Below are 26,777 nucleotides of genomic sequence, written 5' to 3'. Positions count from 1 at the left end.
TCGAATCAGAGACGACGGACCTGCCGTTCATCACCGACGAACAGCCTCGTTTGTCCTGCTCTTTCATCTGAATGACCATTGATCTCGTCACAGACCATGGTGGTCAACGGAGAGGTGGGGCATGACGTTCCGCAACGACGTGCGGCGGGGTGTGGCCATCCTGGCGGATGACCTCACCAGTGCAGGGGACGGTGCCGCGCCGTTTCGCCAGGCAGGTCACGGTGCCCGGATCCTGCTCGCCCCCGAGGCAGAGGTGCCGCGGTACGCCGCGGAGGTGAGCGCGGTCGACCTTGGCAGCCGGGTGCTGGACGAGGAGGCCGCCGCTTTGCGTACCTGGCGGGCGGCCCGCCGGTTCGCCGGCTGCGTGCTGCTCTTCAAAACGGTGGATTCCACCCTGCGCGGTCATGTCGCGGCGGAGGTACGGGCTGCGTGGGCGGGATCGCGCAGGCAAGCCGTCGTCATCGCTCCGGCCTTTCCCGCGGAGGGCAGGGTGACGGTGGAGGGTGTCCAGTACGTGAGGGGCGTGCCGGTCCACGAGAGCGACTATGCCCGCGACCCGGCACACCCCGTGCGGTGTTCGGACCTTGCCGTGCTGTTCCCGGAAGCCGTTCTCACCGGGCCGGACCGGGCAGCCGAGCTGCCCGAACTGATCGGGAACGGTGGTCTGCTCGTCTACTCCGCCGCCGCAGACGGCGACCTCGATCGTGTGGTGGCAGCGGTGCCGTGCCTGGATGACGTGTTGTGGGTCGGCTCCCCGGGTCTGGCAGCCGCGCTGGCCCGCAGGTGTGCGCGCTCCCCCGGCAGCGCCGCGTCACTGCCCGCCCCGGCCCGACGTCCGCTGATCGTGGTCGGCAGCACCAGCCCGGCGTCCCGACGGCAGTTGGCCAAGCTCCGCGCCGGGGTGGAGGTCCAGGGTGTCACCGTCAGCGTGGATCCGGTCCAGGCCCTGGAGACGCTGCGGGGCCTGACAGCCCCCATCCTCACCCTGCAGACACCCGATGAACGCCACACGCCCCAGACCGCACACGTACTCGCCCGCTCTCAGGCAACGGTCGTTCAAGCGCTGGCCGAAGACCACACCGTGGACGCCCTCGTCATCACCGGGGGAGAAACCGCCGCCACCGTGCTCCAGCCCCTTGGCGCCACCGGTATCGACCTGCTCGACGAACCCGAACCCGGCGTCGTCCGCGGCACGCTGATCGGCCGACTCCCCCTTCCCGTGCTGATCAAGGCAGGCGGCTTCGGCGACGACGCCCTGCTCGTGCGCCTGTGTGACCTCATCCGACGTCGCCTCGACCCGGGAGCACACGCATGACCCCGATCACCATCACCAGGGGCGCCCCCTGACCCGCGAACACGGGGACCCGGAAGCTCGTCGCCAGGGTCCCTCGGGGGTACCGGCCCACATGCCGGGGCCGGCGCGGCCACATCCGGATCTCGGGCTCGGCCTTGCGAGAGGGTTCGGCCGCCCCGTGTACCGCCCCGGCTGCCGTGCCGGTCAGCGCTCCAGGTCGCACTCGTCGGCGGGGAGGACGGTGTCGGTGCCTTGGAGGGTGACGGGGCTGAGGGTGTCCGCGACGGCGGAGACTCCGACGGTGCACACGAGCTGCTTGCGCGCCAGGGCCGACAGGTCGGCCACGGGGAACGGGACGCGAACCGTCATCCCCCGCTCCTGCGAGTACGGACTCACGGTCACGGCGTCCGCCTTCCCGGCGGGCAGCCGGGGCAGTGCCGTGGTGAGGCCGGCCTCACCGGCCCGGCCCATGGGGCCGTCCAGCAGCAGGCGGACGAGTGCCGGGGGCGCGAGGGTGTAGCCGTCGAACAGGGTGAAGGGTGCGGGGACGAGCCGGTCGCCCTCCTTGGAGACGAAGTAGAGGACGGTGCTCTTGCCGGACCCGGAGACCTTGACGGTCGCGGCGTGGCCGCTCTCGATCACCCCGGTGCGCTTGATACCGCATCCGGTGAGCAGCAGGGCGCAGCCCGTCAGCACAGCCGTGACCGCCGCGGCCCGCGAGCTCGTTCTCCGGTGTGTCATGCGCGGGCCTCCACTGGCATGTCGATGGTGAAGACGGCTCCCCCGGAAGGCCCGTTGCCCGCGAGGAGGGTGCCGCCGTGCAGGTGGACGTTCTCCAGGGTGATCGCGAGCCCGAGACCACTGCCGGCGGACCGGGTACGGGCCGCGTCGGCCTTGAAGAACCGGTCGAAGATGTGCGGCAGCACCTCGGGGGCGATGCCGGGGCCACTATCCGCAACCTCGATCACCAGGCGGTCGCCGTCCTGGCCGTCTTCGGCCGGCGCGGTCCGTACGGTGATCCGGACCGGGGCGCCGCCGTGCCGGAGGGCGTTGCCGACGAGGTTGGCGAGGATCACGTCGAAGCGGCGCGGGTCGAGCCGGGCGCGTACCTCGTCGGGCAGTTCGGTGACGACGCGGTCGTCGTCCCAGTGGCGTCGTTCCAGGGTCTTGCGCACGGCTTCGGCGATGTCGACGTCGTCGAGGTTGAGTTCGGCCGCGCGGGCGTCGAAGCGGGAGATCTCCATGAGGTCCTCGACGAGGACGGCGAGTTTGCCGGTCTCGGCGCTGATGAGCCGCAGGGCCTTGGCGGTGTCGGCGTCGAGGCTCTCGGCGTCCTCGTCGAGGACCTCGGTGACGGCGAGCATCCCGGCGAGCGGGGTGCGCAGTTCGTGGGAGACGTCGGAGGCGAACCGGCGGGCGCGGACCTCGGCCTGCCGCAGGTCCTCCACGGAGCGTTCCAGCGCGCCGGCCGTCTCGTTGAAGGTCCGGGCGAGTCCGGCGAGCTCGTCGGCGCCCCTGACCTCGATCCGGGTGTCCAGTTGACCCCGGCCCATCCGCTGGGCAGCGGTGCGCAGTCGGCGTACCGGGCGGAGCACGCTGCGGGCGGCGAGCAGGGCGGGGACGACGGCGATGGCCAGGCCCGGGACGGCGCCCTGTTGCGCGGCGTCGACCATGGCCTCGACAGTCTGCCGCTCGGTGGAGAGGGGAACGCTGGCGAAGAAGACGGCCCCGGTGGATTCCTTGAATCCGTTGTGCTGGAAGACGGCGGGGACGCCCACCGTGAGCCAGGGTTTGCCGCGCTCGTCCTCGACTCGCTGGAAGGCGGTGTAGTCGTGGCGGCGGACCTTCTCGCGCAGGTCGTCGGTGATCACGCCGGAGGTAGGTGTGTCGGGATTGGTGGAGACGCGCAGGCTGCCGTACTCGCCGAAGACGATCCACGGGTGCGGTTTGCCGCGCTTGCCGAGTTCGATGACGACCCGTTGCAGCTCCGCCTGGTCCAGCGGGAGGCGTATCTCCAGCTGTTCGACCTGGTCCCGCAGGGTGCTGACGGCGGTGTCCTGGGTCTGCTTGAGGATCGCGTTGCGTGCCTGCTGGTAGGTGAGAGCGGCGGTGGTCACCGCGCTGATCGCGGCGACCAGGAGGAAGGCGGCGATCAGCCGGGTGCGCAGGCCCAGGGGTGCTATGCGTCGCACCGTGGCCTACAGGGGCCCGAAGCGGTAGCCGAAGCCCCGCACGGTCTGTACGTAGCGGGGGCTCGCGTGGGGAGCCTCGATCTTGGTGCGCAGCCGGCGGACGCAGGCGTCCACGAGCCGGGCGTCGGCGTGGTAGCTGTGGTCCCAGACGTACTCCAGGAGCTGCCGGCGGGAGAAGACCTGTTCGGGCGAGGCCGACAGGTGCAGCAGGAGCTTGATCTCGCTGGGGGCGAGGGGCACGCGTTCACCGTTCTTGGCGACGCTCAGCCCGGCGCGGTCGATGGTGAGTTCGCCGTGGTGCTCGATCCCGGGGCGGGCACCCACCGGGTCGCTGAGGCGGCGCAGTACGGCTTTGATGCGGGCCTCGATGACCTCGGTGCGGGCGGGTTTGACGATGTAGTCGTCGGCCCCGGCCTCCAGGCCGACGACGATGTCGAAGTCGTCGCCGCGTGCGGTGAGCATGATGATCGGCACCTGGTTGTCCTCGCGGATGCGGCGGCAGACCTGGACGCCGTTGATGCCCGGCAGCATCAGGTCGAGCAGAACCAGCTCGGGACGGAAGCCGCCCATCAGGGCGAGTCCCTCCTCCCCGGTCTCGGCGGAACTCACTTCGTGGCCGCGGCGGCGCAGGCCGAGGCCCACGCCCTCCCGGATGGAAGGGTCGTCCTCGATCAGCAGTACACGTGGCATCCCGTCAGTATCCCTGGGTAGTGCGTTGGCCTTGACTCCCGCTCCCCCTACCGGCCGAACTTGCGGCGCAGGGAGCCCAGCGGCTCGGTGATCTCCGTGAGGCGCAGTGGCCGGGCGAGGAGTACGACGACCAGCGAGAGGGCGGCGGTTCCCGCCCCGACCGCGACGAAGTCACCGAAGGGGTCGGCGGCGCGGGCGGTCGCGTACCCGGCGACGGCCGCCGGTGTGCAGGCGGCCAGCAGTCGCAGGTGGGTCCTCCCGGCACTCGCGCGCCGTTCGGTACGCGTGCCCGCGCGCGGGCCGAGCCTGCGCGCGAGAGTGTAGGCGGTGACGGCGGCGCCCGCGAGGAAGGCGACGGAGGAGGCCGCGGCCATGCCGGTGACGGCCCAGCGCGGGGACAGCAGGAAGTAGGCGCCTGCGGACAGTGCGGCGTTGAGCCCGGCGATGACCAGGTTCAGGAAGAAGGGAGTCCGGGTGTCGGAGAGGGCGTAGAAGCCACGCGAGAGGACGTACTGCGCGGAGAAGGCGATCAGGCCGGGCGCGAAGGCGATGAGCATCCCCGCCATGACCTCGATGTCGGCGGCCCCGGTGCGGCCGTACTCGAAGACGCTGCCCATCACCCAGGGGGCCAGGGCGACGAACAGCGCGGCGGCCGGCACGACGAACGCGGCGCTGGAGCGCAGGGCGTGGGAGACGTCGCGGCGCAGGGTGCTGAGGTCGCCCTCGGCGGCGGCCGAGCTCATCCGGGGCATGAGGGCGGTGACGAGGGAGACGGTGATGATGCCCTGCGGGACGATCCACAGCTGGTAGGCGTTGCTGTAGGCGGTGTAGCCGGCGCCGCCGGCGAGGCCCGCCTCGACGGCGTGCTGCCCGCTGATGGTGGAGAGCCGGGTGACGACCCAGTAGGCGATCTGGTTGGTGAGGACGAGCATCACCAGCCAGCCGGCGTTGCGCAGCGGGCGGGCGAGGCCGCTGCCGCGCCAGTCGAAGCGGGGGCGCCAGCGGAAGCGGGCGGCGCGCAGCGAGGGGACGAGGGCGAGGGCCTGGAGGACGATGCCGGCGGTCGTGCCGAGGCCCAGGAGCCGGGTCTCGGCGGCGGTGAGGCCGCCCGCCGCGTCGTGGGAGACGTGGAGGAAGAGCCCGAAGACGCCGATGATCACGAGGTTGTTGAGGACCGGGGTCCACATCATGGCGCCGAACCTGCCGCGGGCACCGAGTACTTGGCCGAGCAGGGTGAAGAGCCCGTAGAAGAGGATCTGCGGCAGGCAGTACCGGGCGAGGGCCACGGTCGTGCTCGCCTGGTCGCCGCTGTAGTCGGTGTACGCCGAGACGATCAGCGGGGCGGCGAGGACCGAGGCGGCGGTGAGCACCACGAGGGCCGCGGTGCAGGCGGTGAGCAGCCGGTCGGTGTAGGCGGCTCCGCCGTCCGCGTGCTCCTTGGCGGCCCGAACCAGTTCGGGCAGGAAGACCGCGTTGAGCGCGCCGCCGATGAGAAGGATGTAGATGATGTTCGGGACCGTGTTGGCGACGGCGTAGCCGTCGCCGAGCAGTCCGGTGCCCAATGCCGCGACGACGACGGCGGAGCGGATGAAGCCGGTCGCGCGGGAGACGATCGAGCCGGCTGCCATGAGCACGCTGCTGCGCAGTACCGAGGTCTTCGCCGGCGCCTCGCCGCCGGCGCCGCCCGGGGCGGCCGCTCTGCTTCCGGGCCCGGTGTCGGTGGCCGTCACCGGCGGGCCAGGTAGGCCTGGAACGCCTTGTGGAGCGCGGCGTTGGCGACTCCGTCCATGGGTATCTCCCACTCTCCGAGCGTTTCGACGACCTGTCCCCCGGTGCCGAGTTTCCACCGCAGCAGACCGTACGCACGCGCCGTCGGGTCGAGGGTGGAGGGCACCCCGCGCATGTCGTACTCCTGTGCACCGAGGGCGTGGGCGTCGGACATCATGCGCCACTGGAGGGCGTTGCTCGGCCGCACCTCGCGCCGGTGGTCGGCGGATGCGCCGGTCTGGTACCAGACGCGTCTACCGGCGATGATCATCGTGTGGGCCGCGAGGATCTCCCCCTGGTGGACGGCCAGGTAGAGCCGCATGCGGCCCGGTGCCTCCTCGTTGAGCACCTTGTACTGCTGCTCGTAGTAGGCGAGCGAGCGGCCGAGCCGGAAACCGTCGCGCTCCTCGGTGATGCGCAGCAGGCGGTAGAACTCGGGCAGGTCGGCGAAGGTGCCGATGACCGTCTCCACACCGGCTTTCTCGGCCTGGCGCACGTTGCGCCGCCATTCCTGGTTGAAGCCCGCCCACACGTCTTCGAGGTCGCGGCCGGCCAGAGGCACGCGGAAGACGTGGCGGGGCTGGGCGTCGCCGTCGTCCTCTCCGCCGCACCTCCTCCAGCCGCGGGCGCGCAGCCGGTCGGCGAGGGCGGCTCCCACCGGGTCGACCTCGCTGGCGAGGACGTCGGATATCTGCCGGCCGGGCCCGGCGCCGGACTTGACGGTGGCCGCGTCCCAACGACGGTAGGCGGGGGTGGGGCCGATGCGGGCGGCGAAGACACCGGAGGCACGCAGGTGGCGCAGGAGCGGGGTGAGCCAGCGGTCGAGGTACGGATCGGACCAGTCGGCGACGGGGCCCTCGGGTAGGTAGGCGAAGTACTTCCGGGTTCCGGGGAGTTGTCGGTAGAGCACGAGTCCGGCACCCTGAATCTCACCGTCCGGATAGTGCCATCCGAGCCTTTCCGAACGCCAGAGGTCCTTTACGCGGGCCCAGGACGGGTACTGGAGAAAGCTCGCCCCCTCGTGCCGGGCAAGGAATGCCTGGTATTCGGGGACCGACAGGGTGCGCACGTGAAGCTCCCGGTCCTGGTCGTGGTCGTGGTCCTGCTGAGCGGGGTTCACGAGCAGTGCACACACGGCTGTCGGCCTCCCTGTTCTTCCTGGTCTCCCTGACGGGCACTCACAGGACTTTCACAGCCGACCGTGACCGAAGCGCGCAACGTTTGTGACCGGATGATGACCGTTTCGCTGCGGTCGACGTCACGGGGAAAAGGACGACCCTTTCCCCCGATTGCGGAGCCTAGAGTCGAGCCGTTCGCGTCCTCTTCTGCGAACCTCCACCGTCAACATCCCCGGAAAGGGACTTCGTTGAGCCGTATACGTCGCACCGCCATGGCGGGCACCGCACTCCTGGCCGCCGCCTCGCTGACCGCCTGTTCGGGCGGAGGTGACGGTGGGGGTGACGACAAGGGCGAGACCGCGCTGAAGCCGAAGGCGCCCATGGCGGTATCGGTCAACCTCACCGGCGACCAGGTCACGGCGGGCCGGCCGGTGACCGTGACGGTGGCCGACGGAAAGCTGGCCCAGGTGAAGGTGACCGACGCGAAGGGCGCGGAACTGCCGGGGAAGATATCCGATGACGGCAAGACCTGGACCTCGGAGCGCAACGCCCCACCCGGCGCGGAGTACAAGGTCGAGGCGCAGAACTCCGAAAGTCAGAGCGCCGGCACCCGATTCAGGACCAGCGCCGCCGACAAGGTGAACAAGGTCTCGATCAACATCCCCAAGGGCAGCTCGGTGGGCGTGGCGATGCCCGTGTCGCTCGTCTTCGACAACCCGGTGACGAACAAGGCGGAGGTCGAGAAGCAACTCAAGGTCACCACCTCGAACAACACCGAAGGCTCCTGGGGCTGGCTCAAGGACTACTCCGGCAACGACCGCGTCGACTGGCGGCCCAAGGAGTACTGGAAGTCCGGCACGGACGTGAAGGTCGAGATGCACCTGAACGGCGTGGACTCCGGCAAGGGCGCCGGCATGTTCACCCGGGACTACGACACCGCTTTCAGGATCGGCAAGGACCGTCGGATCCAGGTCAGCCTCGACACCAGGAGGATGTCGGTGACCCAGGACGGCCAAGAGCTCAGGTCGGTCCCGATCTCGGCCGGCACTCCAGGGGGCCAGAAGGCCTCCTGGTCGGGGAAGATGGTGATCATGTCGAAGGAGGGCACTATCCGGATGGACTCCCGGACGGTGGGCCTGGAGAACGCGTACGACAAGATGGTCGACTACTCGATGCGGCTCACCTGGTCCGGTATGTACGCGCACGCCGCCCCCTGGAACGAGGGCGCCTTCGGCCGCGTCAACAGCAGCTCCGGCTGCGTGGGCATGAGCCGCGCCGACGCCGAGGAGTTCTTCGGGCAGTCCCAGATCGGCGACGCCTTCGAGGTGGTCGGCGCGGGCTCGAAGGGCAACGCGGACATCGGCAACGGCTACGGCGAGTGGAACCTGTCGTGGGATGAGTGGAAGGCCACGAGCGCCCTGTCCGGCGCCCCGCGGAACGGGTGACGGACGGGAACCGCTCGGCGCCGCCGGGTACCCCACGGACCGCGCCCGGGTCTGCCCGGCGTTGGCGAACTCCGCCCGTGCCAGGCGCCGCGCTGCCTGGTGCAGCCGGGCGTCGCCGTCGAACCGGACGGTGAGGCATGCCCGCGTCTCCACGGTGCTCCCCCGGGCGGGGGAGGCAGGTCGTTCAAGCGGCCGATCCGGAGGGAGCTCGTCGATGCGACGTTCAGAACATGACCACTGATCCACGGATGATGAAGGCGTTCTGGCGCACTCGGAGGCAGCAGGGGCTGCGCAGGGTGCAGTGGGCGGCGCTGCTCTGGGGGGTGGCGTACGCCGGATTCGGTCTGGCCTGCGCATTGAAGGGAACTCGCCTGTTCCACCACGGCGGCATCCCGGTGGCCGCGTCGGGTTGGGCCGTCACGGGAGTGGGAGCCCTGGCGGCACTGACCTGTGCAGCGGTGTCGCGCCACGGATTGCGGCCCGCACTGCGTGCGCTGCTGTGGACGGTGTGCGGCCTGGCCGGTCTCGCCGCGTTCAGCCTGCTCATGGATGCCATCACGCTGATGTTCGGCCAAGGCGTCGACAGTCGGGCCTCCGCTGTGAACCACGCGCTGGCGGCGGGCGGGACGTTCCTCCTCGCGGCCACCGCCCGATCTGATCGGCTCCTTCCTGTCGCTGGCGCCGCCTCGGCGCCCACCGCCGCACCCCGGCCTGCTCAACTCGTCGCCTGGACAGGCACGGTGGCCTTTCTCCCGTATGCGGCGATGAAACAGATCTGGGCCTTCGGCGGCACCTTCGCCGGCACATCCGGTGCGGAGATGCGCGCGATCTCCGAGCGCAACGGCGCCTCGGGAATCTGGCTCGCCTTCGAGTCCTGGGGCCTGGATGCCACCATGCTGCTGGCCGCGCTCGGCATCTTCCTGCTGTGGGGGCTCGTCCGACCCTGGGGCCAGGTCTTCCCACGCTGGACGCCGTTCCTGCGAGGTCGCCGCGTCCCGCGCGGGCTCCCTCTGGCTCCGGCCCTGATCGGTGCCGCCACCCTCGCCCCGTACGGTGTGCTCGGCCTCGGCTACATGGCTCTGGCCACGATGGACGTGGTGACGATCCGGAGAGGCGACTTCCACTCCCCTCAAGACGTGCTCCTGGTCGGCTGGATCGGAATGGCGGCATTCGCCGTGTACGGATGTGCCTTGCTGGTGGCGGCCCGCTCCTACTGGCTGAGGACGCGCGGTCTCCCCCAAGGCATGGACGCGACGTGACTGCCGGCGGCCGGATGACAACGCACCACGGCGATCACCGTCTGATCGAGCAGGTCGACACCGGTGGTCTGAAGGGTCGCGGATATGGCGGTACTCCCGTGGTCAGGAGGGGTGATGAGGCCGGGTCAGACGTGGTGTCCTGCGCTCTGTCTCGAAGGCATGGAGCCCAATGGTTAACTTCACATGCATGTCAAGCACGGCTAGGATTACTCACATGCAATTGGATTTGAATCTGCTCACGGCGCTCGACGCGCTGCTGGAAGAGGGCAGTGTGGCCGGGGCGGCCGCACGCCTGCATGTCACCGCACCTGCGATGAGCCGCAGTCTGGGCCGAATCCGGCGCACGACCGGGGATCAGATCCTGGTGCGCACCGGCCGCACGATGACCCCGACGCCGTATGCGATCGCCGTCCGGGAACAGGTGCACGAGTTGTTGCAGCAGGTCGAGGGTGTGCTCGCACCGAGCCGTGAACTCGATCTGGCGACGCTGGAGCGCACTTTCACACTCCGCTGGCACGATTCCCTGGTCGCCTTGAGCGGCCCCGCTCTGCTCGCGGGCGTACGCGCACAGGCGCCGGGCGTGCGGTTGCGCTTCGTCGCGGAATCGAGCATCGACACCCCCGAGTTGCGGCGCGGGGAGGTCGACCTGGAGGCGAACGCCAACCTCCCGAGCGCACCGGACATCCGTGCCGAGAAGGTGGGCGAAACCCGCCTCGTCGTCGTCGTGAGGCAGGGGCACCCCCTGACCCGCGTCAAGGCCATCACCGCGAAGCAGTACGCCGCCGCCGATCACGTCACCGTCTCGCGGCGCGGAAACCTCGGCAATGCCCTCGACGACGCCTTGGCGCGACTCGACCTCACCCGCCGAGTGGTGGCGACCGCGCCCACGGAAGCGGCCGCGTTGGAGTTCGCGCGCGACTCCGATCTCCTGATCAGCGTCCCCGAAGCCACCACGCGGACGGCCGTCGCCGACCTCGGCCTGACCGTGCTCCCCCTCCCCCTGGAACTCCCCTCGGCGTCGATGTACCTGTCATGGCATCAGCGCTACGACACCGACCACGCCCACGCCTGGCTGCGGGGGCTGGCGCGCACCGCGCTGGCCGTCAGCGAAACGTCGTAGCCGTCGTCCGGTCGCCCGCGCGCCTCAGGGCGTGCGGTCAGATACCGCTCGCAGTGACGGGCCGCCGCACCCAACCCGGGTACGCGGGTGTCCGGCGACAGCGCCGGGCTCCGGAACGGCCGGGTTCGCCGGCCGGGCGGTCACTCCTCGAAGCGCCGTTTGCGCGCGTGGGTTCGCGCCTTCATTCGGTTGCCGCAGGCTGCCATGGAACACCATCGGGCGGTCCCGGGTCTGCTGCGATCGATGAGGAACAGGTTGCACTCCTCGTTCGCGCAGGCCCGCAGTCGTCGCGGCAGTTCCGTGGTGACGCGTGACCACGCGAGTACGACACGGACCGCGAGCTCCTGATCGGGCGCGGCCTCCAGCTGCCAGGCCACGCCTGCGGGCGATACGGCGGGGCGAAGTCGCGCCCGGTCGAGCACGGAGGCGAGGCTGCTGACATCCGAGGACGTCCCCCGAATCAGCAGGTGCAGCGCGTCACGCACATGGCGCAGGCGGTCGCGTTCCTCACTCGTGCCGCTCCCCCCGAGCGCTCGCGTCCAGGCTCCCGCACCCGGGTCACTCAGGGCATCCGTGGGGAGCCCGTCGATCACCGGCGCACTGTTGAGAACGGTGAGCAGCAGTTCCTCATCCTCGGCCACGACCCACCTCTCCTTGACGAGCCCCACGGCCCCGTGCATGATCAGCATAACCTAACCGTTTAAATCACTTTAAGGGGTTACCGTGGTTGCTGTTCATCACCGGACCGTGGACGTCGACGGCCTGACCGTCTTCTACCGGGAGGCGGGCCCGTCGGACGCCCCCGTCCTCCTGCTGCTGCACGGCTATCCGACGAGTTCCCACATGTTCCGGCACCTGATCCCGGCGCTGGCCGGTCACTACCGGGTGATCGCCCCCGACCACATCGGCTTCGGCCGCTCGTCGGCGCCCGGCGTGACGGACTTCCCCTACACCTTCGACGCCCTCGCCGAGGTGACCCGCGGCTTCCTGGCCGGCCTCGGCGTGCACCGCTACGCGATCTACGTACAGGACTACGGCGCGCCCATCGGCTGGCGGCTCGCGCTGGCGGACCCGGAAGCCGTCCTCGCCGTCGTCTCACAGAACGGCAACGCCTACGAGGAAGGGTTCGTGCCGGAGTTCTGGGAACCCATCTGGACCTACGGAGCGCACCGCAGCCCGGAGAACGAGGCAGGGCTGCGGCCCGCGCTGGGCCGGGCAGCCGTCGAGTGGCAGTACACCCACGGTGTCCCCGACCCCAGCCTGATCGATCCCGACGCCTGGGAGCACGACCTGGCCCTTCTTGCCCGCCCGGGCGTCGACCGCGCCCAACTCGCCCTGTTCGGCGACTACGCCGGCAACCGCGCCCTCTACCCGGCGGTGCACGACTGGCTGCGGTCGAGCCGTGTCCCCGTCCTCGCGATCTGGGGCCGCAACGACGAGATCTTCGCGTCGGCGGGCGCGGAGGCATTCCGGCGCGACGCCCCGGACGCGGAGATCGTCCTGCTCGACGGAGGCCACTTCCTGTTGGAGAGCCACCTCGACGCCGTCGCCGAGGCCATCATCCGATTCCGCCCGCGCGTACTCGGCGCGCCGGTCGGCTGATGACAAGGAGCGCCGCTCCGGTCCTCCTGCCGGTGATGCGGTGGACGGGGAGGCGGCGTGTCGTACCGCCGGACAGGGCGCGGGCCTCGACCCCGCCGAGGCCACGCGCCTGGAACGCTTTCCGACCGGCCGGGTGGGTCAGGGCCGCCGGTAGGGGTGGCAGAGCAGGTCCTTCAGGTTGCCGTCGTCGAGGCAGACGCGTACGAGTCCTGCTCCGCCGGGGACGTCTGCCGGGACGGTGAAGGTGAAGTTCCTGGACGTACCGCACGCCGTGTCGGAGGAATCGGAGCCGGCCGAGCCCAACTTCACGGTGTCGGCGGCGTTGTAGGTGTACGTCCAGGTGCGCCGGCAGTACGCCGGACCGGCCGAACTCACCGACTTGTGGGTCCCCGTCACCACGACCGACCGGTTCTGCCAGGTGATCTTGCCCTTCGTCCACGTGTTCCCGAACGTGACGTCGAAATCGGTGGTGGGGTAGGCGGCGGTCTGCGCGCCGGCGGCGGGAGCCACCAGCAAGGTGCCCGCAGTCAGCACGAGGGAACCGAGGGCGGCGGCGAGATGCGGCTTCATACGATCTCCAGGATGGGATGGGCCGGTTGCGGCTTCACATCCTGGCCGGGTCGACCATCCGTGGCCCACCTCTTAAGTCACGGCTTAAAGGGGGCGGGGATGCCCCCGGGGTCTCACCAGAACTGGCGGAGGTTGAAGCTCCGCAGGGAGACGTGGCTCGCCGGTTCGGTCGAACTCCTGGCGTAGAGCAACGGCATCGCCGTCCGGGCCGATCCGTACGCGGCGTTCCACGCGAGCCACTGGTAGGCGTCCCATCCCCGCTCCATGCCGATTCCCACGCTGTCCCTGCTCAGCGTGGTCAGGGCCAGGCGATGGTGGAAGGCGACGTCGTAGCGGGCGCGGACCTCCAGTGGTTGCCGATGGTGCCGGTCGAACCAGTGGAGCGCCGACGTGCCGCGCTCGCTCGGGTGCTCGGAGTTCGCGTGGATCGCGAGCAGGTGGTCGAGGTCGTGCGGCTCGTTCCGGGTGAAGCGCAGCATCGTGCCCTTCGCCGCCTCGACGGCCGCGTCCAGTGTTTCGCCGGTCTTCCAGCGCGGGTCGACGGGCGCACCGGACCAGTCCGGGCCGAACGCCTCCTCCATGTCGCGCTCGACCAGCTCGCTGAAGGGGTCGAGCGGCGTGAAGCGGAACTCGGTTTCCGAGACGGCGTTGTGCCGCGTCAGGAGTGCCCGTATGTCGTCCGCGTGCTGATCGAGCGTGCGCAGGAGGTGCTCCATCCTGCCGTCGAGCGCGTACCGCGTGAAGACGAGGGAGTGCACGGTGCCCGCGGCCCGGTCGGTGGCCGTCTGCTGGGACACGTTGACCGTTCGCTGCTTCGCGAGCGAGTTGTCGAGCAGCGAACCGACGAAGGCCACCATGCGGCTCGAACCCGACGCGTCGACGTGTGCGGGCAGCGCCGGATCCCCCACACCGGCTCGGTGCGCGCACAGTCCGATCTCCACGTCGAGGGCCGGCCTGTCCTCCAGCAGCGCCGAGAGGAAACGCGCGCCTTCCAGGTAGCGGTTCGCCTCCGGGTTGAAGGTGTCCCCCTGCCGGCTGAAGCGGAATCCGGCGATCATGGTGGGGACCAGCGCCAGCATGCGCGAGACGGTGAGGGCACTGCGATCGGCCCGCGGGAGCCGGTCCAGGAGTTCGCGCGCCTTGATGACCTCTTGTCGGGCGGCGATCTGACCGCTGTAGGCGTAGATCGCGGCGGCGATCGCGGCTTCCCACCGGCTCGGCCGCTTGAGGGCCAGCGGATGGATCTCCGCGATCGCGTCCGGGGAGGGAAACGCGGTGTCGATCGACTCGGCGTCCTTGCGGATGCCGCACAGGTCCGCGATCTCTCTCGCGTCGATCTTCGAACCGTTGTAGCGGCTGAGCGCCTGCGACCTCGAGTAGTCCCAGAACGTCATCTCTTCGGCCATCTCTCTTCTCTTCCTGCTGACGATCTCGTTCGGGCGCCGGTCGGTCACCGCCCCGCGCCGGTGCGCGGCGGTGACCGACCGGCGCCGTGTTCTTCGCCGCTCTCAGGCCCCGGGGCCGTCTCCGGCCGGGAGGATCGGGCCGACGGTGCGGCGTACGGCGGACAGGGCGACGGCGGCGGCCGCCGCACCGGTGGCCAACAGGGCCCACGGCCACCGGGGGCCCAGCGCGAGTGCCGCGGTCAGGGCCAGCGGGGCGATCGCGGAGCCGACCCCCCAGGACAGTTGGTGCAGGCCGAGGTGGCGTCCGGGCGTTTCCTCCGGGGCCATGCGGACGGCCACGACGTCGCTGGTGGGGGCGTGCATCAGTTCCGCCGCGGTGAACACCAGCACGGCGAGCGTGAGCAGGAACAGCGCCGCCGACCGCGACAGGCCGCTCGCCGCGCCGAAGAGCACGGCCGCCGCGGACCAGACCAGCGCCGCCCGCTGAAGGGTGCGCAGGTGCTCGCGCCGTTCCAGGTACCGCACCACCAGGGACTGACCCGCCGTCACCAGCGCGGTGTTCAGTGCGAACACCGCGCCGACGACCCAGGTGGGCTGGTGGAGCCGCTGGACGACGTAGAGGGGCACGAGCACCGGGAGCGCCGTGCAGACGACCACGAGCACCGTGTTGGCCGCCACCATGGTCACGTACGCGCGGTCGGGACGGGGCCGGGTCGAACGGTGCCCGGACACCGTCGGCACGTGACCGGCGGACGGACGCCGCTCGGTGGCCGGCAGCAAGGCGATCAGGACGGCGGCGAGGACGTAGCTGGCCGCGTTCGCCGCCAGGACCAGTCGCAGGCCGTTCACGCCCTGCCCCGCCAGGACGCCCGCCGTGAGCCCGCCGACCGTCATCCCGACGTTGCGCAGGGTCCGTTCGAGGCCGTACCAGCGGATCAGCTCCCCGGGGTGGCAGCGCCGGGCGAGGAACGCCCGGTTGGCGGGCCAGAACAGGTTGTCCCCGAGCGCCGCGAGCGTGGCCGCGACGAGCAGCGTGGGCGCGGAGCCGGTCGCCGCATAGACGAGGAAGGCGGTCGCGCGCAGCACGTGGGCCGCTTGGACGAGGGGTACCGGGCCCCACCGGTCGATCAGCGGCCCGGACAGCGGCCCCGCGACCAGGGCGGCGGCCCCGGCCACGGTCAGGAGGGTTCCGGCGGTGGCCGCCGTCATCCGGTCCTGCCACGTCAGGTAGAGCAGCAGGAAGGGCAGGGCGAGGCCGCTGCCCGTGCTGTCGATGACCACGGCCGCGAGCAGGCGCCGCTGACCGTCGAGCCGGGGCAGGCCGAGCGCCGTGGTCAGCCGTCCCGGCCGCGGCGGCGCGGACGGTGCCGTGCTCATGGTGAGGTGACCTCCCGGTGCCCTGGCGGCGGCGGGGCGGGCGACGGCGTGGTGGGGCGCGGTGCCTGGCTCGCGGCGAACCTCACAGCTTCGCCATGGCGTTGCCGATGTAGTTGGGCAGTCGGGACAGTTGGTCCCGGAGTTCGTTCAGGTCCACGGGGTAGCTCTCCCGGTAGCGCCGGGTCACGGCCTCCACCTCGGACCAGGTGCTCGGCATCCTGCCGTCGTTGTAGCGGGGCGCCAGCTGGTCGTACAGCGTGGTGCCGGGGCGCAGGAAGAGCTGGTTGAGCCCGAAGTAGCCGGGCAGGTTCGTCGCCCATTCCAGCAGCTCCCCGTTCTGGCAGGCGGGGTCGTCGGGCAGGCCCACGAGGATGAAGGCGAAGGGCGTGATCCCGGCGTCCTGCAGCTTGCGCACGGCCGCGTTGGTCACCCCGGGCTTGATCCGCTTGCCGACGGGTGTGTCGGCGATCCCCGGGGACTCGGCACCGAGCCACATGCCCTTGCAGCCGGCCCGGGCCCATTCGTCCACGTCCGTGCGCAGGACCACCTCGGCCCGGCTCTGGCCCGTCCAGCCGACGCCCTGACCGGTCAGGCCCCGGCACAACTCCTTGTAGTAGGTGGGGTGGAGCCCGAAGACGTAGTCGAGGAAGAAGATGAAGTCGACGTCGCGTTCGCGCATGGCCGCGATCTCCGCGAGGGTGCGCTCCACGGGCTGGGGGCGCATCCGGGTACCGAACGGCAGGTGGCAGAAGGTGCAGCCGTACGTGCAGCCCCGCACCCCGAGCACGATGCCGCACGAGCCGCGTCGCACCTGGCCGTCCATGAACACCTCGGCGGTGTAGGAACTCAGGTCGAACAGGTCGTAGGCGGGCAGCGGCCACTGTTCGGGGGCGAGTTGCGGATAGCTGTCCGCCAGCGGCATCACCGGCAGCGACGGCCGGCCGGCGGCCAGGTCGCGTACCGCCTGCACGGCGGCGGAGTCGGTCTCGCCGCGCGCGACGTGATCGGTGCCCAGTTCGCGGCGCGTGGCCTCCGGCATCTGCGTGGCGTGCGGTCCGCAGGCGACCAGGGTCGCCCCCGGCCACTGCCGGCGGGCTCGGTCCGCCAGCGCCCTGACCGGGTCCAGCACGAGGGGATAGCACTGGGCGCGGTCGGCTATGGCGGTGATCACGACCACGATGTCGGGGTCGCCGTCGGTGTCGGGCGGGGTGTCGGTGAGGCGGTTGTCCCACACCGACACACGCATGCCCTCGGCACGCAGCGCCGCGCCCGCGTTGGCCACGTCGAGTGGCAGCTGAAGGAATTCACGGTCGAATTCGTCGTCGGGAATGGCGAAACAGACGTGGGTCATACGAGGCTCCCGGGCGGGTTCGTGGACGCGTGACGGCGGGGATCCGGGGACACGGGGCTGCTCTGAGCCCGGTCGCCTTCGCCCTGCCGCCGCGGCGCCGGGGGATGTGGGGCAAGGGTGCGTGCGCGGCGGGGCGCTCGAAGCACACCGGCGCTCCGGCACGCCGGGGTCCGTGGACGGTAGGGGCACCGTGACCCTACGAAGATCGTCTGCCGCTCCCCCAGCCCCTACGACCCCTACCACCCCCTACGGGGCCCGGGCGGGAGGACCGCGCGGACCTCCCGCGACGCACGGAGCCGGGAGGTCGGGTCCGGACCGCGTCCCGTCTCCGCGATGCGCTGCGCGCTGTCGCCCGGGCCGCTGTTGCCCGCCGCGCTCACACCTCGCGGCTCCGGCCGTCGACCGGTAGGGGGTGGTAGGGGGCGTAGGGGCTGGGGAGCAGCGAACGATCTTCATAGGCTCCCGATGTGCCGGCCGGAGCCCCCGCGGCCCGACCACCGCCGGGCCCTCCGGCCCCCGGCTCAGGCCCCTCGGGCCGTCGCTCCGTCAGCGCACCCGTGCTCGCCGCCCCTCGGGAGGTGGCGCCGGACGCCGGCCACCGGTGCGCCGGACACTCCGGGGCGATGGCCCGATCCACGACGAGAAGAGGTTGAGACGATGACGTTGGTTGAAGGAGAGTCCAGGGGTGTCGCGGTCGAGGGTGGCGCCGCGGCGTGGCCCGGCGCGAACCGGTACGAGATCCTCGACGGTCGTATGACGCCTCATGATGTCGGTGAGACGGTCCGGTCGGTACTGCGCGGGGAGGGCGTGCCATGCCCGGAGCCCGCGGAACGGGGGCCGGGAGACATGCTGATGGAGCTGGACGGCACCTCCGTACGGCTGTGCAGCCGGCCGATCGCCGACACCGCCCCGGGCACCCTGGACCCCGTCGTCCCCGCGGCCGCTCGCACGCAGGTGCTGCTCTCCGCCGCCGGACCGCTCTCCGCTCGGGCCGGGGCCGTCTTCGACCGCGTCGTCGAGGCGCTGACCCTGCGCGGCCACTGCTTCACCGACGCGGAGGTCGACACGATCGTGGGGGGCATGCCCCTGGTCGCCCGCTACGCCACCGAGGAGCCGGCCTTCCGCGACTGGGCGCTGATCTTCCGCGACCACTACGTGGAGAACAGCGTCGGCTTCCTGTGGGGCATGGAGCGCGCCGGCATCGACCCGCAGTGGATCTTCGCGCTCTCCAAGGGCGACCGGACCCTGCACCGCGACCGCGTCCACGCCTGGTTCCTGCACCGCGGCTACCGGAGCGACACGCTGGACAACTCGGTGATCAACGGTTCGGCCGACACGACGGCGCGCGCGTACGCCCTGGCGGCCAATGAGCGGGTGGACGAGTTCGTGCGCGAGGCGCACGCGGCGGGTCGCAAGGTCCTGGTGGTCGACGACGGTGGCCTGCTCGCGCAGGGCTACGGAGCCGAGGGCGTCCTGAAGGACGGCGTCGACGGCGCCCTGGAGCTGACCGTGAGCGGGCTGAAGCGGATCGCGGGCGCCCCCGGCGAACTGACCATCCCCGTGCTGAACATGGCGCGTTCGCGGCTCAAGAGCATGCTCGGCTACAACGAGATAGCCGATTCCTGCGTGCGCCGGCTGCGCGCCATCCTGCCCGGTGAGAAGTTCATCGGCCGCCATGTGCTGCTGCTGGGCTACGGCACGCTGGGGGGCCGGGTGGCGCACGCGCTGCGGGCGCTGGGCTGCCGGGTGTCCGTGGTGGACACGGAGATCCTGGCGCTGATCACGGCCGCGGAGCACGGGTACGAGACCTACACCAGCGTGGGCGAGGCGCTGAGCGCCCACGCGCCGTTCCTGATCGTCGGCAACACCGGCGAACTCGCCCTCACCCACGACGATCTGCCGCTGCTGCCCGACGGGGTGTACCTCGCGGGCTTCGCCACCAAGGACTTCAGCCTGCTCAGCGAGGGGTTCGAGGGTCTGCGGTCCACCGTGGTCCCCCAGGTCGGTGTCCGCCACACCCTGCCCACCGGCACCACGGCCACGCTGCTGGGGGACGGCCGCTCGCTCAACCTCTTCGAGTACGAGGGCATCGCCAACCGCGGGTACGACGCCTATCGCGCGGGCACCCTGATCGCGGCGAAGCTGCTGTGCCGCGAGGCGGGCGACCTCGCACCGGGCATTCATCTGGAGCCCGTGGACCGGGAGATCGACGAGGCCGGCCTGTTCGCCGCCTACTACGACGAGTACCTGGCCTCCGGTGCCCGCCGCCCGGCAGCCCAGGCCACCCCGGTCCCGGTGGCCCGATGAACCCCCGTGTGTCCGGGACCCACGTGTGCGTGATCGGGTACGGGGCCGCCGGCCGGCTGCACCAACGGCTGCTGAGCGAGCTCGGGTTCGACGTCAGCGTGGTCGACCCCGCCCCGGGTGCGGTGCCCGGCGCGATCCCCGTCTTCGAGGGTGTCGAGCAGGCGGCCGCCCGCAGACCCGTCGACGTCTGGTCGGTGTGCTCGCCGACCGCCACCCATGTCGCGACGGTGGCCGAGGTGCTCTCCGTCGCCCCTGCGGCCCGGCTGCTGGTGGAGAAACCGCTGTGCCGCACGTGGGAGATCCCCGAGCTGAACTCCCTGCTGGACCGCCACCCCGAGGCCCGTCTGGTGGTCATGGACCAGTACCGGCACTCCCGGGCGATGACCCTGCTGCGGAGCATGCGGCAGGAACTGGCGCCCCAGCACCCCCTTCGGGCCGTCCGCGTCGGGTTCGGCAAGGATCGGCGGGCCGACATCGCCGCCGGCCGGTTCGTCGACCGCGACCACGGCATCTTCGGCTACGAGTGGCTGCACATGCTGGCCCTGCTGCGCGGCGCGCTGCCGCAGACCGCCTACGACGGCTACATGGGCACCACCCCGGACGCGCACGCCCTGCGGGTGGCGTCCGACCCCGAGCTGACCAGCACCGCCGCGCACGAGCGGGCCGTGGCCGACGGTGTGGACATCGAGCTGTACTCCACCATCGTCGGCCCCGACCCGTCCGGGCAGGTCGCCGTGCCCGCCTGGTTCGACCTGCCCACCGCGGCCGGTGAGAGCAGGCAGCGCCATGTCGACGTGCTCGCCGGGCCGGTGCGCTTCGGCCTGGACCTGGACCCGGTGACCCTGCCCCGGGGCACCCGGCTCCCGCGCAACACCCACCGGCTCACCGCGGAGGGGCCGGGGCTGCGGCGCGAGTGGCTGATCCACGACTCGCCCCTGGACAACGCCCTGCGCTGGTCGGTGGCGGCGTTGCTGTCCCCCGCGGGCCCGCCCGGCCTCGATCTGCGGGGCGCGGCGCGCATCGGTCTGCTGGCCGAGGCCGTGCACCCCGCCCACCGGCCGCCCTCCGTCCGCACCTGACCGGCCGCGGGCCGGGCGGGGCCGCGCAAGCCGGTGACCGGGCGGCGGCTCCGGGCCGGCGGCCGGGCGACCGTTCCGGGCTGCGGCTCCGGGCCGGGGGCCGCCTCGCGTCAGGCGGCCCCCCGCCCGCTCGCCTTCGTCCTCCCCGGGTGGGCCCGTGCCGATGTCCGGCGCATGACCCGGCCGACCCCGACGAACAGGAGCGCCCCCCGGCGCTCCCCGACTGACCGGCCGACCCCACGGCCCTGACTGTAGGAGTGTTTCCGTGCTCACGTTCGGAGTGATCGGCTGCGGGTCGATCGGCGGCTTCCTGGCTCGGCTGCTGACGCGCGAGGACGAGGTACTGGCCGGCCGGGCCCGGCTGGCCGCCGTCGCCGGGCGGGACCCGGTGCGTGCCGGGGCGCTGGCGGCCGAGGTGGGTTGCGACGCGGCCGACGTCGAGGGGCTGCTGGCCCGGCGGGACATCGACGCCGTGCTCGTGTGCACCCCGAGCGGCACCCACGCGGAGCTGGCCGAGGCGGCCCTGCGCGCGGGCAAGCACGTACTGGTGGAGAAGCCGGTCGACGTGACGCCCCAGGCGGCCGACCGCCTGATCGCCGTGGCCCGGCAGGCGGGGCGGACGCTCGGCGTGGTGTCCCAGCACCGCTTCGATCCCGCCGCCCGGCTGGCCCGTACGGTGATCGAGTCCGGGCGGGTGGGCCGGGTGACCTCCGTCATGACCGAACTGTCGTGGTGGCGCGGCCCGTCGTACTACGCCTCCGGCAGTTGGCGCGGCACGCCCGACCTGGACGGCGGCGGGGCACTGATGAATCAGGCGATCCACGCGGTGGACCTGGTGCAGTGGCTGGCCGGGCCGGTGGTGGAGGTGGCCGCGCACACGGCGCGGCTGGCCCACCCCGGCATCGAGGTGGAGGACGTGGCGACGGCCAGCCTGCGCTTCGCGAACGGCGCGTTGGGCACCCTGCTCGCCACCACGGCCGCCTACCCGGGGCGCACCGCCCGGACGGCGGTGAACGGCGACCGGGGCTCCGTGGTCATCGACGACGACCGGCTCGCCTACCTGCACCTCGCCGCAGAGGGTGAGGACGCGCCCGCGTACGGGGCCTTCGGCGCCGCCGACCAGTCCGCCGCGTACGCGGCGTCGCTGGTGGGAGACGGGGCCCGGGACGTTTCGGGGCTGCTGTACCAGCCGCACCGGGACCAGCTCCTGGACTTCTGCGACGCCGTCCGCGACGGTCGGCCCCCGCTGGTGGACGGGTCTGCCGGGCGGCAGGCGGTGGCCGTCGTGACGGCGGTCTACGCGTCCGCCAGGACCGGCCGACCGCAGCGGGTGGACAGCGCGGTTCCGGCCAATGATGAGCGTGAGCGGGGGACTTGGTGAGCGGCGCGGTCCGCGAGGGGAGGAAGGTCTGACGGCGGGCGGGCGCCTTGCCTCCCGCGTCGTTGCCTGCGGCCCTCCACCGGGGCCGGTCGGATTCTGTTCACATGTCGGAGAATGGCGGAATACAGCTCCTTCCGGCCGGCGTGCCATCGGGCGCCCATAGACTTGATCACTAGCTGGGCCGGGGGGTCACCTGCCTTGCTGGGCAGGTCCGTTCTGTTCTGTGCGTGCATGCGTGCGAACAGGACGGTGGGATGCGAACGGAAGGCTGCGGGCTTTGTCCGATGCCGATGACCTCATCAAACAGGCCGAACAGCGCGGCGGCGTCCTCCTCCTGGAGGGGGGCCCGGGAACGGGAAAAACCTTTCTCCTGGACGATGTGAAGAGACGCGCGGCCGCCTCCGGTCTCGTGTGCCTGCACGCCACCGGGTATCGCGACGAACGCGACGTGCCGTTCTCCATCCTGGAGCAGTTCGTTCATGTCTCCGGAGTCGCCGACGGCATCCGGTCGGCCCTGCGGCAACTCGTCGGCAACAGAGCCTTGGCCGCGCCGTCCGGCACCGTCCCCTCGCATGACGTTCAGGGACTGGTTTCCGCGCTGGTCACAGCGGCCGCGCACACCGGGATCATCGTCCTGGTCGACGACGCCCACCACGTGGACCCGGCCTCGCAATCCTGCCTGCTCCACCTCGCCCGGCGCGCCCAGTCCCACCGCATCACCCTGGTGATGGCCTATCCGCGCACCTCCCGCGACGGCATCCGTGACCATCTGGAATTCCTCGGGCTCTCGGGCACCCGGTCGGTCGAGGTCGCCAACCTGCGGGAGGAGGAGGTCAGACAGCTGCTGGAACAGGGGGCCGGCGCCGGCGCGGCTGCCGGGGCCGTCCATCGGATCAGTGGCGGGAACCCCGCCCTGGCCACCGCGCTCGTCCGCGATCTGCACCTGGACCCGGCCGCCGCTTCCCGGCCGCCGGTCCCGGTCGGGGCCGCCTTCCGGACCGCCTACGTCGCCGGTCTCGTCCGCCATCCCGCTCTCGCGGAGACGGTCCGCGCGCTCGCCGTACTGGGTGACGACGCCACTCCCCCACGGGCCGCCCGCCTGCTGGAGCGCCCACCCGGGGAGATCGAGCAGCACCTCGCCGAACTCGACCGCTCGGGTCTGCTGGAAGACGGCGGCTTCCGACATCCGGCCGTCCCCGACGCCGTCCTCGGCATGCTCGACGCCGACCTTCCGGATCTGCACCGGCGGGCCGCCGCGCTGTTGTTCACGGAGGGCGCCCCGGCGCCCTCCGTCGCCCGGCACCTGGTCGCCGCGGATGACCTGCCCGACGCGTGCCAGGTGCGCGTGCTGCGACTCGCCTGGCAGCAGCTCCTCATGGCCGGGGAGACGGATCGGGCGCTCGCCTGCCTGCGGTTGGCCGACCGGGCCGAGCTCGGCCCGGGACAACGCGGCAGGGTGATCGCCGCGATGATCGGCACGCAGTGCTACGTCAATCCCCTGGCGGCGGAGCCGGAGGTGAACCGGCTGCTGTCGGCGGCGCGCGCCGGCGAGGTCGACTGCGGCGCGCTGCGACTCCTCGTCCTCTGGTTCCTCTGGTTCGGCGGTCGCGAGCACGCACGGGAAGTGATGGCCCGCCTGGTCGAGTCCTGCGAACCGTCGCACACGCACGACGAGTTGCGGGGTTTCCAGGCGCTCATCGGCTGCCTCTGGCCGGACCTGCTCGGCGGTCCCGCGGTGCAGGCCTACTTCTGCGACGCTGCGGACACCGACGCCCCCGGCCGGCACGCGTTGACAACGATGCCCGGGTCCTGTGCCGAGCCCGTCCCCGGGGGCCGCCGACTGCTCCTGCCGTCGACTACCACCCTGACCGGTACGGACGCCCACGACGCCGCCGAACGGCCGTCCGTGCCGGCCGTCATCAACCCCCGATGGTTCCGGGAGCTGGATCTCGCGGCCGTCCTGGAACTCACACGGAACGGCGAGATGACGCTCGCCGACCGGCTGTGCGAGGAACAGTGGAGCCGCCTGACCCCGGACGAACTCCCGGTCCGCAGAGCACTCCTGGGCGGTCTGCGCGCCCACATCCGGTGGAACCTGGGGGATCTGCACACGGCCGTGCAGAGTGCCGCGTCCGCCTTGGAGCTGCTGCCCGACCGCAGTTGGGGCATCGCCGTCGGGATGCCGCTGTCGGTCCTGATCGCCGCGCACACCGTGATGGGGGATCCGAACCAGGCGGTGAGGTACCTGGAGCGTCCGGTCCCCGACGAGATGTGGGACTCGTCCTTCGGCCCGCTGTACCGGATCGCCCGCGGCAGCTATCTGCTGGAATCGGGCCGTCCGCGCGCGGCGTTGACCGACTTCACGGCCTGCGCCCCCTCGGACGAGTCCCGGGGAAACCCTCTCGGGCCCCTCGGTTGGCGCGCCCACGCCGCGGAGGCGTATCTGGCCCTCGGCAAACCGGAGCGGGCCCGGCGGTTGGTCGTGGCGGAGATCGCGCAGGGTGACCGGCCGACCGACGCCCGGGGGCGCGCCCTGGCCGTGCTGGCCGCGCTGGACGAGCCCGGGCGGCGCAGGGCGCATTTGGAGGAGGCGGAGCGGACCCTTCGCGCGACCGGCAGCCGGCTCTCGCTCGCCCGGGTGCTCGGCGACCTCGGTGACGTGGACCTGGCGGAGGGCCTCACGCGTACCGCGCGTGCGCGCTGGAGCGAGGCGCAGCGCCTGGCCGCCGAATGTGGCGCGCCCGACCGGGTACGCCCCCTCGCGGCCCCCCTCGACGGGCCTCCGGTCCCGGCCGGGCCGTCCCCGGCGGAGGCCGGACGCCCGGAGGGAGCCGTTCTGCTGCCGGCGGGCGTCGCCACCGAGGGTCTGACGGAGGCCGAGCGGCAGGTGGCCTCCTTGGCCGCGGCCGGCCGGTCGAACCGGCAGATCGGCAGTCAGCTGTACATCACGGTGAGCACGGTGGAACAGCACCTGACCCGCGTGTACCGCAAGCTCGCGGTCCGGCGCCGGTCCGAGCTGACGGGCGTGCTGGGGCTGCCCTCCTGAACGAGCGGCGCGACGGGGGTCCTGGTTCGGGCGGGACGTCGGTGCGGCCGAGGCGGACCCCGCTGTGCGATGTCCGTCGGGCCGCTTGCGTGTGTGGGGGCGGGGCGTCAGCGGTACGTCAGTGAAGCGCCGGCGGTGGGGCTCAGGCTGGGATCCGTACCGCCCCGCACTCGGACAGGAGTCCCATGCCCCGCACCATCCCCCATGCCGCCGGCGCCGGTTCGCGCCGCCGGTCCCGCCCGTTGGCACGGCTGCTGACGGTCTGTGTCGCCTTGGGGGCGGCGCTGCTGACGCCCACCGCCGCCGGGGCGGCCGGGTCGACCAACCAGGACGCACACCGCAATCTCGGGCAGGCGGACCGGGCGGAGTGGATGTGGGGCGTCGCGAGCGACACGAAGCTGTCGGCGATGTCCATCCCCGGCACCCATGACACCCTGGCCATCCACGGCGGTTCCGCCGTGCAGACGCAGGAGGACTACGGCGACAGCGCGAACACGCTGACGGCGCAGTTGGAACGCGGTATCCGTGCCATCGACATCCGGGTCCGTGCCATCGGGGGCTCGTTCACGATCCACCACAGCGCGTTCTACCAGCAGGCCAACTTCGACGACGTCCTGAAGAAGGCGCAGGGCTTCCTCAAGGCGCATCCGACCGAGACGATCGTGATGCGGATGAGGGCCGAGTGCGCGTACACGAGCCCCGGCATCACGGACTGCGCGAACGAGCCGAAGTCGGTGCAACCGGCGGACGTCAGGCAGATCTTCGCCGGCTACGTGGGGGCGAGTCAGTACCGCGACCTCTTCTGGGCCGATTCGGTGAAGGGCACCGGCAGGGCGAAGGTACCCACGCTCGGGGACGTGCGCGGCAAGTTGGTCCTGGCCGGCTTCGACAACGTCGACAGCGACGGCTACGGGATCGAGGGCTTCAACGACCACAAGGAAGACACCTACAACGCGTCGTCCATCCCGGAGAAGTGGAACCTCGTCAAGACGAACGTCGACGCGGCCATCTCGCGGGCCAAGGGGAACTCCTCCGACGGTGGCCTGTATGTGACGTACACGTCCGCGAACACGGTCCCCGGTGGGGGGTCGCCGCTCTACTACGCCGGCGGCTACACGAAGGTCCAGGGCGGGGTCAGCACCGAGGTCCCGGGCGTGAACTACCACCTGATGAAGTACCTCAACAGCGAAAAGGGCCGCGTCGGCATCGTCATGACGGACTTCCCCGGCTGGGGCCTGGTGAACGCGATCATCGACCACAACGAGGACAATGCCGTCAAGGGCGGCAACCGGATGATCTGGCAGGTCACAAGCGACAAGACCTACGTCAACAGCCTGAACGGCCGTTGCATGGTGCGGGGTCCCGAGTTCGACAGCTCCAAGACCGGCGGACTGGTCACCCAGCGCGTGTGCCAGTCGACCCCGCCCAGCAGCCACCAGTGGGGGGCGGAGCAGCCGCCCGGCAACATGGGCAAGGGTTACCACTGGATCAAGGCGAGCAACGGCAAGTGCCTGACCGTCCCCTACAACAACGGCACGCCGCCGGGCTCCGGCACCCAGTTGTTCTGGTGGGACTGCGAGACCCGCTGGTTCTCGGGCAGTCAGATGTGGAACATCATCCCGACCAAGCTCGCCACCGCGACCGGGCCCCGACCGGCCTACACGTTCATCAACAACTGGACGGGCCTGTGCCTGTCGATGGACCCGGCCACCGCCGACACGTCGGGCGGCAAGGTCACCCAGGAAACCTGCCCGAAGAAGTAACCCCCGCGCA

20 protein-coding genes are annotated in these 26,777 nt (G+C 71.4%); 10 read left to right on the top strand and 10 right to left on the bottom strand.

From position 1 onward, the window contains the following. Positions 1–121: 121 nt before the first annotated feature. On the top strand, positions 122–1,315 hold the full coding sequence (locus OG906_RS33145; RefSeq protein ID WP_329447719.1) for a four-carbon acid sugar kinase family protein: 1,194 nt from the start codon (positions 122–124) through the stop codon (positions 1,313–1,315). A gap of 183 nt (positions 1,316–1,498) precedes the next feature. Here OG906_RS33145 and OG906_RS33140 read toward each other — a convergent pair whose 3' ends face one another. Genes OG906_RS33140 through OG906_RS33120 form a run of 5 tightly spaced genes read right to left on the bottom strand, consistent with a single transcriptional unit; the run spans position 1,499 to position 7,078 of the window. Next, positions 1,499–2,035: a GerMN domain-containing protein gene (locus tag OG906_RS33140; protein ID WP_329447718.1), complete on the bottom strand. Its 537-nt coding sequence runs from the start codon at positions 2,033–2,035 to the stop codon at positions 1,499–1,501. Continuing rightward, on the bottom strand, positions 2,032–3,486 hold the full coding sequence (locus OG906_RS33135) for a HAMP domain-containing sensor histidine kinase (protein WP_329447717.1): 1,455 nt from the start codon (positions 3,484–3,486) through the stop codon (positions 2,032–2,034). Before OG906_RS33135 ends, OG906_RS33140 begins: the two co-directional genes overlap by 4 nt. Positions 3,487–3,492: 6 nt before the next feature. Next, complete coding sequence (locus OG906_RS33130; protein ID WP_329447716.1) at positions 3,493–4,176, bottom strand: response regulator transcription factor; 684 nt, start codon at positions 4,174–4,176, stop codon at positions 3,493–3,495. 47 nt (positions 4,177–4,223) lie between these two features. Beyond that, the gene (gene murJ / locus OG906_RS33125; protein ID WP_443067436.1) at positions 4,224–5,906 is read right to left on the bottom strand and encodes a murein biosynthesis integral membrane protein MurJ; all 1,683 of its coding nucleotides are present in this window, start codon (positions 5,904–5,906) and stop codon (positions 4,224–4,226) included. After that, positions 5,903–7,078, bottom strand: a complete 1,176-nt coding sequence (locus tag OG906_RS33120; RefSeq protein WP_402301172.1) for a lipid II:glycine glycyltransferase FemX — start codon at positions 7,076–7,078, stop codon at positions 5,903–5,905. Before OG906_RS33120 ends, murJ begins: the two co-directional genes overlap by 4 nt. Before the next feature lie 255 nt (positions 7,079–7,333). Between OG906_RS33120 and OG906_RS33115 the strand changes: the two genes are divergently transcribed. The 3 genes from OG906_RS33115 to OG906_RS33105 all read left to right on the top strand — a co-directional run bounded on the left by OG906_RS33115 (position 7,334) and on the right by OG906_RS33105 (position 10,885). Further along, a complete protein-coding gene (locus OG906_RS33115) occupies positions 7,334–8,506 on the top strand; it encodes a L,D-transpeptidase (protein ID WP_329448198.1) in 1,173 nt (390 codons plus the stop codon). A gap of 230 nt (positions 8,507–8,736) precedes the next feature. Continuing rightward, entirely contained in the window at positions 8,737–9,765 is a 1,029-nt protein-coding gene (locus OG906_RS33110; RefSeq protein ID WP_329447715.1) for a hypothetical protein, read from the top strand. Between the two features lie 214 nt (positions 9,766–9,979). Next, positions 9,980–10,885: a LysR family transcriptional regulator gene (locus tag OG906_RS33105; RefSeq protein WP_329447714.1), complete on the top strand. Its 906-nt coding sequence runs from the start codon at positions 9,980–9,982 to the stop codon at positions 10,883–10,885. 140 nt (positions 10,886–11,025) lie between these two features. Here the strand turns inward: OG906_RS33105 and OG906_RS33100 are convergent, their stop codons facing one another. Further along, a complete protein-coding gene (locus tag OG906_RS33100; RefSeq protein ID WP_329447713.1) occupies positions 11,026–11,526 on the bottom strand; it encodes a CGNR zinc finger domain-containing protein in 501 nt (166 codons plus the stop codon). Between the two features lie 82 nt (positions 11,527–11,608). Here OG906_RS33100 and OG906_RS33095 point away from each other — a divergent pair, with 82 nt between their 5' ends. Next, entirely contained in the window at positions 11,609–12,487 is an 879-nt protein-coding gene (locus tag OG906_RS33095; RefSeq protein WP_329447712.1) for an alpha/beta fold hydrolase, read from the top strand. Positions 12,488–12,625: 138 nt separating this feature from the next. Here OG906_RS33095 and OG906_RS33090 read toward each other — a convergent pair whose 3' ends face one another. The 4 genes from OG906_RS33090 to OG906_RS33075 all read right to left on the bottom strand — a co-directional run bounded on the left by OG906_RS33090 (position 12,626) and on the right by OG906_RS33075 (position 17,191). Continuing rightward, positions 12,626–13,057: a hypothetical protein gene (locus OG906_RS33090; RefSeq protein ID WP_329447711.1), complete on the bottom strand. Its 432-nt coding sequence runs from the start codon at positions 13,055–13,057 to the stop codon at positions 12,626–12,628. A gap of 113 nt (positions 13,058–13,170) precedes the next feature. Further along, complete coding sequence (locus OG906_RS33085; RefSeq protein ID WP_329447710.1) at positions 13,171–14,463, bottom strand: hypothetical protein; 1,293 nt, start codon at positions 14,461–14,463, stop codon at positions 13,171–13,173. 102 nt (positions 14,464–14,565) lie between these two features. Beyond that, a complete protein-coding gene (locus OG906_RS33080) occupies positions 14,566–15,840 on the bottom strand; it encodes an MFS transporter (RefSeq protein WP_329447709.1) in 1,275 nt (424 codons plus the stop codon). An 82-nt stretch (positions 15,841–15,922) separates the two neighbouring features. Next, positions 15,923–17,191: a B12-binding domain-containing radical SAM protein gene (locus OG906_RS33075; RefSeq protein ID WP_329447708.1), complete on the bottom strand. Its 1,269-nt coding sequence runs from the start codon at positions 17,189–17,191 to the stop codon at positions 15,923–15,925. Between the two features lie 846 nt (positions 17,192–18,037). Between OG906_RS33075 and OG906_RS33070 the strand changes: the two genes are divergently transcribed. From OG906_RS33070 to OG906_RS33050, 5 genes are all read left to right on the top strand, one after another. Continuing rightward, positions 18,038–19,498, top strand: a complete 1,461-nt coding sequence (locus OG906_RS33070; RefSeq protein WP_329447707.1) for a hypothetical protein — start codon at positions 18,038–18,040, stop codon at positions 19,496–19,498. Continuing rightward, positions 19,495–20,577 carry a Gfo/Idh/MocA family oxidoreductase gene (locus tag OG906_RS33065; protein WP_329447706.1) on the top strand — a complete coding sequence of 361 codons (1,083 nt, stop codon included), beginning with the start codon at positions 19,495–19,497 and terminating at the stop codon, positions 20,575–20,577. The genes OG906_RS33070 and OG906_RS33065 overlap by 4 nt, the downstream gene beginning before the upstream one ends. A gap of 265 nt (positions 20,578–20,842) precedes the next feature. Continuing rightward, a complete protein-coding gene (locus tag OG906_RS33060; RefSeq protein WP_329447705.1) occupies positions 20,843–21,958 on the top strand; it encodes a Gfo/Idh/MocA family protein in 1,116 nt (371 codons plus the stop codon). A 277-nt stretch (positions 21,959–22,235) separates the two neighbouring features. Continuing rightward, positions 22,236–25,004, top strand: a complete 2,769-nt coding sequence (locus tag OG906_RS33055) for a LuxR C-terminal-related transcriptional regulator (RefSeq protein WP_443067435.1) — start codon at positions 22,236–22,238, stop codon at positions 25,002–25,004. 185 nt (positions 25,005–25,189) lie between these two features. Further along, positions 25,190–26,767 (top strand): phosphatidylinositol-specific phospholipase C domain-containing protein, encoded by a 1,578-nt coding sequence (locus OG906_RS33050; protein ID WP_329447703.1) that lies wholly within the window; start codon positions 25,190–25,192, stop codon positions 26,765–26,767. The last annotated feature ends 10 nt before the right edge of the window (positions 26,768–26,777 follow it).

It is taken from the genome of Streptomyces sp. NBC_01426, assembly GCF_036231985.1.
GTDB lineage: Bacteria > Actinomycetota > Actinomycetes > Streptomycetales > Streptomycetaceae > Streptomyces.
This window is presented reverse-complemented; position numbering and strand designations above follow the sequence as displayed.